Source organism: Streptomyces sp. NPDC000075, from assembly GCF_040301925.1.
GTDB classification, from domain to species: Bacteria; Actinomycetota; Actinomycetes; order Streptomycetales; family Streptomycetaceae; genus Streptomyces; species Streptomyces polychromogenes.
In genome coordinates this window covers 14,223-25,691 of sequence record NZ_JBEPFL010000041.1, presented here as the reverse complement: position 1 = coordinate 25,691, position 11,469 = coordinate 14,223, and the positions used below count along the sequence as shown (strand labels likewise).

The 11,469-nt window shown below is 73.4% G+C and carries 13 protein-coding genes; 8 read left to right on the top strand and 5 right to left on the bottom strand.

Annotation, left to right across the window (positions count from 1 at the left end; genetic code table 11):
* The first annotated feature begins 118 nt into the window (after positions 1-118).
* Entirely contained in the window at positions 119-967 is an 849-nt protein-coding gene (locus ABT403_RS33470; RefSeq protein ID WP_344152288.1) for an endonuclease/exonuclease/phosphatase family protein, read from the top strand.
* Between the two features lie 41 nt (positions 968-1,008).
* Here ABT403_RS33470 and ABT403_RS33465 read toward each other — a convergent pair whose 3' ends face one another.
* Positions 1,009-1,851 (bottom strand): helix-turn-helix transcriptional regulator, encoded by an 843-nt coding sequence (locus ABT403_RS33465; RefSeq protein ID WP_344152286.1) that lies wholly within the window; start codon positions 1,849-1,851, stop codon positions 1,009-1,011.
* 142 nt (positions 1,852-1,993) lie between these two features.
* Here ABT403_RS33465 and ABT403_RS33460 point away from each other — a divergent pair, with 142 nt between their 5' ends.
* A complete protein-coding gene (locus ABT403_RS33460; protein WP_344152283.1) occupies positions 1,994-2,773 on the top strand; it encodes an NAD(P)H-dependent oxidoreductase in 780 nt (259 codons plus the stop codon).
* Between the two features lie 105 nt (positions 2,774-2,878).
* Here ABT403_RS33460 and ABT403_RS33455 read toward each other — a convergent pair whose 3' ends face one another.
* Positions 2,879-3,763: a dioxygenase family protein gene (locus ABT403_RS33455; protein ID WP_344152280.1), complete on the bottom strand. Its 885-nt coding sequence runs from the start codon at positions 3,761-3,763 to the stop codon at positions 2,879-2,881.
* A gap of 68 nt (positions 3,764-3,831) precedes the next feature.
* Positions 3,832-4,755: an AraC family transcriptional regulator gene (locus ABT403_RS33450; RefSeq protein WP_344152277.1), complete on the bottom strand. Its 924-nt coding sequence runs from the start codon at positions 4,753-4,755 to the stop codon at positions 3,832-3,834.
* A gap of 103 nt (positions 4,756-4,858) precedes the next feature.
* Here ABT403_RS33450 and ABT403_RS33445 point away from each other — a divergent pair, with 103 nt between their 5' ends.
* The 4 genes from ABT403_RS33445 (at position 4,859) to ABT403_RS33430 (ending at position 6,562) form a co-directional block, all read left to right on the top strand.
* The gene (locus ABT403_RS33445) at positions 4,859-5,680 is read left to right on the top strand and encodes a hypothetical protein (RefSeq protein WP_344152274.1); all 822 of its coding nucleotides are present in this window, start codon (positions 4,859-4,861) and stop codon (positions 5,678-5,680) included.
* A gap of 35 nt (positions 5,681-5,715) precedes the next feature.
* Positions 5,716-5,889, top strand: coding sequence for a hypothetical protein (locus tag ABT403_RS33440; protein WP_344152271.1), 174 nt, complete (start codon positions 5,716-5,718; stop codon positions 5,887-5,889).
* A gap of 110 nt (positions 5,890-5,999) precedes the next feature.
* Positions 6,000-6,305: a DUF6247 family protein gene (locus ABT403_RS33435; RefSeq protein ID WP_344152268.1), complete on the top strand. Its 306-nt coding sequence runs from the start codon at positions 6,000-6,002 to the stop codon at positions 6,303-6,305.
* The gene (locus tag ABT403_RS33430; RefSeq protein WP_344152265.1) at positions 6,302-6,562 is read left to right on the top strand and encodes a hypothetical protein; all 261 of its coding nucleotides are present in this window, start codon (positions 6,302-6,304) and stop codon (positions 6,560-6,562) included. The genes ABT403_RS33435 and ABT403_RS33430 overlap by 4 nt, the downstream gene beginning before the upstream one ends.
* A 32-nt stretch (positions 6,563-6,594) precedes the next feature.
* On the opposite strand, the gene ABT403_RS33425 is transcribed toward ABT403_RS33430, so the two are convergent.
* The gene (locus ABT403_RS33425; protein ID WP_344152262.1) at positions 6,595-7,236 is read right to left on the bottom strand and encodes a hypothetical protein; all 642 of its coding nucleotides are present in this window, start codon (positions 7,234-7,236) and stop codon (positions 6,595-6,597) included.
* Between the two features lie 18 nt (positions 7,237-7,254).
* On the opposite strand from ABT403_RS33425, the gene ABT403_RS33420 reads away from it, so the two are divergent.
* Positions 7,255-9,186, top strand: a complete 1,932-nt coding sequence (locus ABT403_RS33420) for an ABC1 kinase family protein (protein ID WP_344152259.1) — start codon at positions 7,255-7,257, stop codon at positions 9,184-9,186.
* Positions 9,187-9,284: 98 nt separating this feature from the next.
* Here the strand turns inward: ABT403_RS33420 and ABT403_RS33415 are convergent, their stop codons facing one another.
* Positions 9,285-10,250: an ArsR family transcriptional regulator gene (locus tag ABT403_RS33415; protein ID WP_344152995.1), complete on the bottom strand. Its 966-nt coding sequence runs from the start codon at positions 10,248-10,250 to the stop codon at positions 9,285-9,287.
* 84 nt (positions 10,251-10,334) lie between these two features.
* On the opposite strand from ABT403_RS33415, the gene ABT403_RS33410 reads away from it, so the two are divergent.
* Positions 10,335-11,408 carry an alpha/beta hydrolase family protein gene (locus ABT403_RS33410; RefSeq protein WP_344152256.1) on the top strand — a complete coding sequence of 358 codons (1,074 nt, stop codon included), beginning with the start codon at positions 10,335-10,337 and terminating at the stop codon, positions 11,406-11,408.
* Positions 11,409-11,469: the final 61 nt, after the last annotated feature.

Sequence of the window (11,469 nt, the reverse complement as noted above, 5' to 3'; positions counted from 1 at the left end):
GCCAAATTGGGCAAGAATTTTCGGCCAGTTGGGCAAAACTCGTAAGAATTTCAAGTATCGCGCCCTCGATCGAGGGTCGAGCACGCCGTGTGATGATGTGCGTCGACTCAGGGAGGCGATGGTGCTCAGAAGGGGCGCGCGGTGGGCCGCGGGCGTGATGACCGCGGTCTGCGTGGTGCTGCTCCTGGGCCCCGGCAGCGCACCGGCCGCCCGGCCCCTGCCCTCCGCCGCCGCCGGGGAGGCCGTACCGGAGCGGGCCGGCACGTGGAACATCTGCAACCCGTGCGGCGGGAGCGGGCGGAACTTCGGCCGGGCGAAGGAGATCGCCGCGGCGGCGCCGCAGGTCATCGGCCTACAGGAGGCGTGCGTACGGGACGTCGAGGAGATCCGCACCTACCTGGAGGAGGTCTACGGGCTGGTCTACCGGGTCGCGTACGGATCGGTCCTGCGGAACTGGAACCGCTGCGGAGGCCTGCCGTGGCGCCCGGGCGGCTTCGGCCAGGCGATCCTCGCGGCGGCGCCGATGACGGACCGGGTGAGCGCCGCATACCCCGACGGAGGCTCCGAGGCCCGCGGCTACCTCGCCGTCACCACGCTGGTGGGCGGCCGGCCCGTCCGCGTCTTCAACACCCACCTCGCCGAGCGCCGGCAGCCGCAGGTACGGGCGGGCCAGGTGCGGGTGCTCGCCGCGGAAGTCGCCCGGTACGACCGCGCGATCGTCCTCGGCGACTTCAACGCCGTACCGCAGGCGGCCGAACTCGCCCCGATGTGGGCCCTGGCCCGGGACACCGACCCGGCCTGCCGCCCCTCGACGACGTCCGCCACCGACGCCTGCGCGACGACCACCGACTGGAACCTCAAGTTCGACTACGTCTTCCTCCGCGGCCTCACCCCCCGCACCCACCGGGTCCACCCCAGCCCGTACTCGGACCACCACCTGCTCTACACGGACCTGAACGGCGACTGAGCGCGGAGCGCTTACGCACACGCCGATCCGCACGAGACGGCCTACTTCGCCGGCACCTCGTGGGGGCGGGGGGCGTCGCTGTCCGTGTCCAGGCCCGCCAGCAGCCGCAGGCCGTCCTCCGACGGGGTGCCGGGAGCCGCCGACAGGACCAGGAGCTCGATGCCCGACGCGTCCGGCAGCGCGAAGTTCTCGTGGTGCAGTTCCAGCAGCCCCACCAGGGGGTGCCGGTACACCTTGCGTCCATGGGTGCGGGCCCGCACGTCCGCCCGGGCCCACAGGCGGCGGAAGCGTTCGCTGCCCATGGACAGTTCCCCGATCAGCGAGGCCAGGCGGGGGTCCTCCGGGTACTTTCCCGCGGCCAGCCGCAGGAGCCCGACCACGTCGCGGGTGCAGGGCTCCCACTCCGCGTAGAGCCCGTGCCCGTCCTCCTCCAGGAAGATGTGCCGGGCGATGTTCAGGCCCGGTATCGGCCGCCCGTACAACAGCCCGGCGAGCCGGTTCGCGGCGAGCACGTCCAGCCGGTGGTCCATGAGCAGCGCGGGGGCGCCGGTCACCAGGTCGAGCACGCGCAGCAGTTCCGGCCGGACCCGGCCGCCCGGCGCCTTCGCGCGGCGGCGGCGCTGGCGGGCCAGCCGGTGGAGGTGTCCGCGTTCCGTCTCGTCGAGGCCGAGGACGCGGGCCAGCGCGTCGAGGACCTGCTCGGAGGGCTGGGTGGCCCGGCCCTGCTCCAGGCGCACGTAGTAGTCGACGCTCACCCCCGACAGGTGCGCCACCTCCTCCCGGCGCAGCCCCTCGACCCGGCGCCTGCTGTCGGCGGGGATGCCGGCCGCCGCCGGGTCGACCCGGGCGCGCCGGGTCCGCAGGAAGCCCGCGAGATCGTCCATGCGCCCAGTATCGCCGCCGCGCCGCCCCTGAGGGTGGCCCCGCCAGTACCAGGAAGTCCCGTCCTACGGATACGGCGTCCCTGAACGCGGGGCGCGGGGGAGGCCAGGATCAGGGGCATCCGATCCGACGAAGGAGTCCCCCGTGAAGACGCTGATCGTCTACGCCCACCCCGAGCCGAACTCGCTCAACGGCACGCTGAAGGACCTCGCGGTCTCCACCCTGGAGAAGGCGGGCCACGAGGTACGGGTCAGCGACCTGTACGCGATGAACTGGAAGGCGGTCGTGGACGCCGCAGACTACGGCCCCGAGGCCTCCGCCCCGCTGAAGGTCGCCCAGGACTCGGGCCGGGCCTTCAGCGCCGGGACGCTCACCCCCGACGTCCTGGCCGAGCAGGAGAAGCTGCTGTGGGCCGACACGATCGTCTTCCAGTTCCCGCTGTGGTGGTACTCGATGCCCGCGATCCTCAAGGGCTGGGTGGACCGGGTGTTCACCCACCGCTTCGCGTACGGGGTCGGCGAGCACAGCGACACGAAGTACGGCGAGCGCTTCGGCGAAGGCACCCTCGCCGGCCGCAGGGCCCTGCTGTCGGTGACCACCGGCGGCCCGGAGTCGCACTACGCGGCCCGCGGGATCAACGGCCCCATCGACGACCTGCTGTTCCCCTTCCAGCACGGCATCCTCTACTACCCGGGCATCGAGGTCCTGCCCCCGTTCGTGCTGTACGGCACCGACCGGATGGCCGAAGAGGACTTCCCGGACGTCGCCAAGGCCTGGGAGCAGCGCCTCCTCACCCTGGAGTCGACCGAACCGATCGCCTTCCGGCGGCAGAACTTCGGCGACTACGAGATCCCCTCACTGCACCTGAAGGAGGGCCTGGAACCGGCGGGCCGCACGGGGTTCGGGCTGCACGTGCGCGCCTGACGGCCGGCGCGGGCCGGGGCGGGGCGGCGCGGGGCGGGCCGGGGCGGGGGCGGGCGGGCGCGGGCCGGCGCGGCGCGGGCCGGGGCTACGGGTTCCCGCCGGGCCTCAGAGGCGCTGCCAGAGCGCCGGGACGTTCGGCGGCTCCCACCCCGTGACCGCGGTGTGCGCCTGGACGCAGCGGTACGCGACCCCCGCGTACGTGACCCCGTCGCCGGCCCGGTACGCCCGGCCCGGGGTCCAGGCGCCCGTGGGCGGAGTGGTCGGCGGGGTCGTCGGCGGGGGAGTGGTCGGCGGGGTGGTCGGGTCCTGGGCCACGTCCAGGACGAAGTCGAAGGTGCCCTCCAGACCGGGCCCGGCCTGGCGCACGTTCATCAGCAGACGGCCGTCGAAGAGGGAGTCCGTGCCGTTGCGCGGCTCACCCGGGAAGTACAGCTGGGTGGTGACCACCCGGCGCCCGGGCGCCTGGAGCTTCACGTGCAGGTGGCGGGTGCGCCCGGGGTAGAGCCCCGGAACGATGGTGGTCAGGCTGAACGCGCCCTGCGCCGTGCTGAACTGGTGCCCGCGGAAGGCGTAGCCGCTGTTGTCGTACGCGCCGTTGTCGTCCGCCTGCCAGAAGTCGAGCAGCACGCCGGGGACCGGGCGGCAGGCCCGCCCGAAGACGTACCCGGTGACGGTGAGCCGGGTGCCGGGCGTACCGCTGGTGATCAGGGAGTTCCGCAGCGGGGAGTCGGGCTTGAAGTACGGGCCCTCCGTCTGCTCCACCGTCGGCCCGTCCCCGTCGTGGCACTCCGGGGTTGGGACGAGGGGCGCGCCGCCCGGAGCCGTTCGTTCGCGGGCGAGCGCGACCGGCGCCCCGATCAGCAGCGGGGCGGCGCCGAGCGCGGCGGCGGCCCGCAGGACGGCCTTGCGGCTGACGCGGTGTTCGGTTCCGGCTCCGGTTCCGTTTCCGTTTCCGGTTCCGGTTCCGGTGGACTCCTCGGGCACGGGCATCGAGACCTCCTTGCGGGGGCGGGTGGGGGGGGTGGGGAGGCGGGATGAAGCGCGACCTCGCAGCCAACCTACGGGCCGTCCGGATGGTCGGCGATGGACTCGATCCGGGGATCGTGGTGATTTAGACCGGCCCGGCCGCGGAACTCGCCCGGTGACATTCCGGTCTCCCTCCTGAAGAACCGGCAGAAGTACGCCGGGTCCGCGAAGCCGCCCAGCCGTGCTATCTGACGAACGGTCATATCGCTGCCCGCCAGCAGCCTCTTCGCCTCCAGCGTCTGCTGCTGCCGGATCAGGCTGCCGGGCGAACGTCCCGTGGCCCGCCGCACGAGCGTCTGGAAGTGCCCGGCGGACACGCCGAGCTCCCGCGCGTACCAGCCCACCGGCCGCTGCGCCCCGCCGGGCTCGCAGAGCAGCCGGCCGAAGGCCGAGGCCAGCTCCGCGGCCCGGTCACGCGCCGCGGCCCGGGGAGCGCCGGTCGGGCCGAGGGTCCGGGAGGCCCGGGCGATCAGGATGTGCAGGCAGGCGCGCAGCACGTTCTGGTACCCGGGCCGCAGGTCCCGGTACTCACCGCCCATGTCGGCCAGGAGCGCGGCGACCGGCGCGGCCTGGTCACCGGCCGGATGCCCGGGCCGTCCGGCCAGCGCCCGCAGGGCGGACGCGTCGTCGGCGTGGGGCAGGAGGAAGTCCTCGTTGAAGAGCACCACGTGCCCGGTGAGCTGCTCGCCCCCGTCCCAGTGATGGACCTGACCGGGGGCGATCACGCACAGCTGCGGGGGCTCCACCGGCCGCCGGACCAGGTCCAGCACGTGCGCACCGCTCCCGCCGGTCACGTAGACGATCTCGTAGAAGGTGTGCCGGTGGGGGAAGGCGGCGCGCGACAGCGGGCCGATGGTGTCGAACGTCCCGATGGCGAAGGGCAGCAGGTGGGGGAGGGGTACCTCAAGCCGGTGCAGGGGCAGATCGGGGAAACGGGTGTGCGGGAACCGGTCCATCCCCGCAGTCTCCGACCCGCCCGCCCACCGGTCCAGACCATTCACGGCCGTCCGCCACCCGGGCGGACCGCGCCACGTGGCGGACACCCTTAGGGTGTCGGCCATGGCCGCCGCCCCGTCGACTCCGAGCAGCGAACCGCGCCTGCGCGAGATCTTCCGCACCGTGATGACCGACCGCTTCGCCGGCAGGCCGGCCCCCGCGCACGCGTGGCTCTTGCTCACCGACACCCCCTTCGACTCCGACGAGGAGTTCCTGAGCGACTTCTCCCACGAGATCCTCCACCAAGGAACCTGCAACGGGCACACGCACGAGGGCGTGCCCCTTCTCGTGGCGCTCGCGACCGACGACCGTGTTCCCCCGCGCGAGCGGATGTCGCTGGTGTCCTTCCTGTTCTCCATCGCGACCGTGACCGACCGGCAGGAGGCCGCATGCTGGCCCGAGACGCCTCCCCACGCGGATCCTCGCGCCGAGGCACGCGCCCGGGCCGCGGTCGAGGCCGCCCTTCCGCAGCTCCTGGCGCGCTGGGAGACCGAGCACGCCGGCGTCCGCATGGCTCTGGCGGCGCTCGCGGCGGCCTTCCCGTCGGCCGTCCCGTCCCAGGACCTGCTGCCGGGACTGCGGACCCTGGCCCGCACGTACCCGGGCTGGACCCTGCCCGGGGACTACGTACGCCTGGCGGGGACGATCACGGTCGGCGACCGGACGAACGTCCTCACCGCGGTGGAGGCCCTCACCAGCCAGTACTGGAGCCCGACCCACCGGCCGGCACCCCTCACGGGCCGGGCACTCCACCTCCTCGACCAGATGCTGCGCCGCCTCTGGGCGACCGCGTCGTGGTACGCCGGTCGTGCGCCCATTCGTGAGCATCCCGGAATGAATTCCTCCGCAAGGCTTGACGTAGGCCATGGGTCGGACGGATCGTGATCGCCTCAGCCACGCGAGCAAGCGCTGGAGGTCCCGTGAGCAAGCTCCGCACGACAGCGATGACCCTGCCGAAACGCACCGACGTCCGCACGGCGCCGACGCGACCCGAGGCGGAGCTGAGCAACGAGGAGCTTCTCGAACGGTATCCCGCCGTCGCCGAGATCATGGCTCGCTGGAGCCTTGAGCGGATGATCGACGCCGAGATCTGAACGGGCCGCCGCCCGGGCAGCCCCGCGTCAGCACCGGGCGCGGTGGAACCGGGGCGCTGCCGGCGGCGACCGCACTACTCTGAGGCCTCAGGACTTCCCGGAGGAAGAACATGAGCGCTCAGCCCGACCACGCTCCCTCGTCGCCGTACGCGCCCGCACCCGGTGCCCCGGCCGAGCTCCTCGCCCGGCTGCGCGCCGACCGGCGTGCGGAGCGGTGGGTGCCGGCCTTCGAGCGGGAGTGGGCGGCCGCCCTGGAGGAGTCCCGCCGGACGTTCTCCCTCGCCGGGCTGTACGAGGTCGTCCAGGACTGGCAGGGCCGCCTCGCCCACGCCCCTGCGGTCGACGCGTTCGTCGCCTCGGGCTACGACGAGGGCGAGGCCATCGACATGGCGGAGCTGCGGGGAAGGCGCCGGTGAGCGGACAGCCGTACGCCGTCCGCCTCTCCGCGTCGGCCGCGAAGGTCCTCGGCGCCCTGCCCGAGCACGCCGAGGACGGCGTGTGGGACGTCCTGGACGCCGCCGCGGCCGACCCATGGGGCTTCAAGCAGTGGAACGCCGACGACCCGGAGGGCGAGGACGTGCGCTACGCCTCCGTCGGCCGGCTGTCCCTCACCTACTGGGTGAACGGGCCCCTGCACCGCCTGACCGTCCTGAACATCGTCTGGCTCGGCTAGCCAGCCCAGCAGGAATCCCAGGGGATCGTCCGTCACATCTCGTCGATTTCCTGCAGGACATGCCATCCGAAGCGGAGGAAGTAGCGCTTCCCATCCTGCGGATTCAGTACGTCATAGGTCTCGTAGGGGAGCCAGAGCATGAGTTCCTTGACGTCCTCGTACTGCGCAAGGACCTCATCCTTGAGCCAGGTCCACGGCGTCGGCTGACCAGTGGGTGACTCGCTTCCGGGGGCTCGGACGAACCAGAGCCGCATGAAGAAGTCCCCTGCCGGATGGTATTCGACTTCGAATTCATAGTCCGGCCAGAGAGGGAATGCGTAACGCTCCACGAGCCCCTCCTGCTCCTGATGGGTCCGAACGTCTCTCAGGATTTCCCGTGTCAGACCCGCAGACCCGGCCGGCATCTCCGTCGCTGACCGAATGCGTTCCGATCCTTGCTCCATCTGCTCGCGGGAGCATCCGATCACCTCGAGCACCCTGTCCAGAGTTTCCGGCAGCGGCCTCATCGTCTCGAGTAGATGGAGCTGGTACTCGGCCGAACCCAAGTCATTTTGAGTCATTTTGTCCTTTCGGGTCATCTGGCCACGGATCCCACTTCTCGCGGGCGGCTGGTCGGGCAGCCGGTCGGTGGTCGCCAGGTCGAGGATCACGTACTCGCCGCCGATCGCACGCATGTGCTGTTGAATGACGGCATGTGGATCGCGGGGGCGTTGGTCGGGGTGCTCGTCTTCCTGCTCGTGGTCGTGGCGCCCGCGGTGGTGGCGCGGCGGCTGCTGGGAGTGCGGGCGGGCGTGGTGCGGGTCGGGGTTGCGGGGGCGTGCGGACTCGCCGTGTCGGGCGGGTTGTTCGGGCCCCGGCTGGAGGCGTCGGGGGAGCTCGCGCCGCTGCTGTCCCTGATGACCGGGGTGGGGATGCTCACCTCGATGGTGGTGCTCGTCGCGCTGGACGTCCTGGTGCCCGTGGGAGCGCTGCGGCCGTTCGGCTGGGCGCGGTCGGTGCGGGGGCGGATCGCGCGTGCGCGCCGGTACTCCGGGGTGGTGCGCATCGCCACCCGGCACGGCCTCGGGCCGTACCTGCGCGGGCGCCGCAGCGCGCCCGGCGTACGGCACGAGCTGCTGGCGCGGGAGCTGCGGCAGGCGTTGCAGGCCGGCGGGACCACCTTCGTGAAGCTGGGTCAGCTGATGTCGACCCGGCGGGACCTGCTGCCCGAGGTCTACGTCGAGGAACTCAGCCTGCTCCAGGACCAGGTGCCGCCCGCGCCCTGGAGCGAGGTGGAGGCACAGCTCCGGGAGTGTCTGGGAGCGCCGGTACAGGACCTCTTCGCCACGTTCGAGCAGGTCCCGCTGGCGGCGGCCTCCATCGCCCAGGTGCACGCGGCCGTCCTGCACGACGGGACCGAGGTGATCGTCAAGGTGCAGCGGCCCGGGATACCGGAACTCGTGGAGCGCGATCTGGACATCGTCGGGCGCCTGGCCGCCGCTCTGAGCGACCGCACCGGCTGGGGGCGCGGTCTCGGGCTGAACGAGCTGGCGCGCGGCTTCGCCGTCGCGCTGCGCGAGGAGCTGGACTTCCGCGTCGAGGCCCGCAACATGACCGCGGTGCGCCGGGCCGCCGAGGCCCGCGGCGACGCCGGCGTCGCCATACCCGTCCTGCACGGGCAGTTCAGCACGGAACGCGTCCTCGTCATGAGCCGCATCGAGGGCACCTCGCTCGGCAAGGCCGTCCCCGACGACCGGCGGCACGGCACCGAGCTGGCCGAAACCCTGTTCACCGCGCTGCTCGACCAGATCACGCGGGACGGCGTCTTCCACGCCGATCCGCACCCCGGCAACATCCTGCTCCGCCCCGACGGTACGGCCGCCCTGCTCGACTTCGGCTCCGTCGGCAGGCTCGACTCCGGGCTCCGCGAGGCGATGGGCGGCCTCTTCCTGGCCGTCGACCGGGGCGATCCGACGGCCCTCCGCGACGCCCTGCTGGAGATCACCGACCGTCCCGAGGAAGTCGACGAACAACGGCTGCTGCGCGCCCTCGGGCAGTTCAGCGCCCGCCACCTGGGGCACGGGTCCGCACCCGACGCGCAGATGTTCAGCGATCTGTTCCGGCTCGTGGCCGACTTCCGCCTGGCGGTCCCGCCCGAGATCGCGGCCGTGTTCCGGGCCCTGGCGACCCTGGAGGGCACCCTGGTCCGCCTCTCCCCGGGCTTCAACATGCTGGAGGCGTCCCGTGCGTACGCCTCGGCCCGGCTGACCGACCGGCTGGGACCGCAGAGCGTCCGCGACACGGCCCGCGACGAACTGATCGCGCTGCTGCCCGTACTGCGCCGCCTGCCGCGCCGCCTCGACCGTCTCGGCGGTGCGCTGGAGGAGGGACGGCTCGGAGTCAACGTGCGGCTCTTCGCCGATCCCCGCGACCGGCGGGTCGCCGGCGAGCTGGTCGGGCGGGTGGTGCACGCCCTCGTAGGGATCTTCCTCGGGTTCGCGGGCCTGCGACTCCTGGGCATGGAAGGCGGCCCGCGGGTGAGCGGGCACTTCGGACTGTACGAACTGCTGGGCTTCAACCTGCTGTTGCTCTCCGCCGCCATCGTCCTCCGTACCGTCTACGTCACCAGCCGGCCCATGGAGTGAGAGGCCTCAGGTCCCGGCACACGGCCGGCCCGTAGCCGGAGGCGCCGGGCGGAGCCGTGCGCGGGGGTCCGCCGGGGCATCAGCGGTCAGGGGGCGGACTACGGCGGCCAGGGGCCCGCGACCAGTGTGCCGAGGGCCGTGCGACGGTGGGTGACCGCGCGGCCCGCGCGGGTCGTCGTCGCCAGGCCCGCCGCCCTCAGCGCCGCCGCCTGGGACGAAGCCGTCGCGTTGCTGACGCGGAGGGCGCGGGCCAGGGAGGTCGTGGTGTGAGGTTCGGCGAGCAGGCGCAGCGCGTCCAGCCGGGTGCGGCCCAGGACGGCGGCGAGGGCCTCGGCGGAGACGACCGGGTCCCCGGCGGTGGGCGGGAGCCCGGGACCCGCCGGGTAGGTGAGGACCGCGGGACGGCCCGGGGTGTCCTGGAGGAGCGGTCCCGCCGGGTGGTGGAAGGTCGGCAGCAGGACCAGGCCGCGCCCGTCGAGGCGGACGTCGCGGGCCGGCGCCGCACGGGGCCATTCCCACACGCCCCCGTCGAGCCGGCTGCCCGGGGCCAGGCCGGTCAGGGCGGCGGCCACGCCGTGCTCGGCGACCGTCAGCGCGTAGCGGGTGAACTCCTGGCGGTGCAGGTCCTGTACGACGGGCCAGACCGGCGCGAGGACCGTCTCGTACGCGGCCCGCTGGGCGCGGTGCAGGGTGTGCCAGGCCTTCTCCTCGTCCGCGTGCAGGCCGCGCATCCAGCGAGGGGCCTGCGACGCCCCGTAGATCCGCTCCAGCTCGGACCGGACGAGAGCGGGGCCGGCGGCGCGGATCTGTTCGAAGCCCTCGGCGAGGGTGTCGCCGAGGACGTCGAGGAAGGAAGGCGGGCGCCCCTGCGGAACCAGGTCGGCAAGCGGGCTGCTCGCGGCCGGGAGGGCGCGCAGCACGCGGCCGCGCCACGGCGCGAACAGCGGCCCGCCGCTGCGGGCCAGGGCTGTCGTCAGGGCGGCGTGCAGCTCCTGGAGCGGCGCCGGGCGGGCCGCGAACCGGATGCGGGCGAAGTCCCGCGCGGTGAAGTGGACGCGCAACACTCGCACAACTCCCCGTCCCGGGGCGGCCTTTCGGCCAGGGCCTGAACCCTCGCGGCGTGACGGGCCCGCCCCGACGATGCCCGTATGACCTCTCGACGCACTCTTCTCAAGGGCACCCTATTCGGGAGTGCCGCCGCCCTGCTGCCCACCGCCGCGTCCGCGTCCGGTGGCGGCCCGGACCTCCGGCTGCCCGCGCCCGCCGGTCCGAACCCCGTGGGGGTGCGGACGGTCCATCTGACCGACCCGGCCCGGACCGATCCGTGGGTGGGCGGTGTACGGGAGCTGATGCTGACCGTCCTGTACCCGGCCCGGTCGGTCCACGGCTTTCCCCGGGCCCCGCAGCTCACTGCGGCCGAGGCACGGGAGTTCGCCGGTCTCGCGCCCCGCGTCCATCCCGGACTGCCGCAGCCGGGAACGGTGGACTGGGGCGCGGTCCTCACCCACGGGCACGTGGGCGCGCCGCCGCTGCCCGGGCGGCGGCCGGTGCTGGTGTACTCACCGGGCGGCGGCGACTCCCGCACGCTGGGCACGACCCTCGCCGAGGACCTGGCGAGCCGCGGCCGGGTGGTCGTGCTCCTCGATCACCCCGGTGACGCATCCCAGGTGGAGCTGCCGACCGGGATGCGGACGACCGTCCTGACCGGACCGCCGGACCCGGCGACCTTCCGCACGATGGTGGACACCCGGATCGCGGACCTCCGGCTGGTCCTGGACCGGCTCGGCGGCCTTCCCCTCGCCCGGGTCATGGACTCCCGCCGGATCGGGCTGTACGGGCACTCCGCAGGCGGCACGGCGGCGGTGTACGCGGCCCGTGGCGACCGCCGGGTCGGCGCGGTGGCCAACCTGGAGGGCTACCTCGACCTGTACCCGGCGCCGGCCGGCCCCGGCTGGCCGCTGTTGCTGCTGCGCACCGACGGATTCGACGGCGCCGCCCGGATCGAGTCGTCCTGGGCGGGCCTCCCCGGCCGCCGAGCGCTGCTCCCCGGCGCGAACCACTGGGCGCTGACCGACTACGGCTCGCTCGTCCCGCGACTCCAGACGTCCGGTCTCGTGACGGCGGCGGCGCGGACCGCGCTCGTCGGCACCGGCGACCCCACGGCGACGCTCACCGAGGTACGGCGCCGGGTGGGGACCTTCTTCGCCCGCCATCTGCCGTAAGACTGCCGGGGCCTCTCGTGGGGTAGGGGCGCAAGAGGTGAGGGGTGGGGTGAGCGGGTTT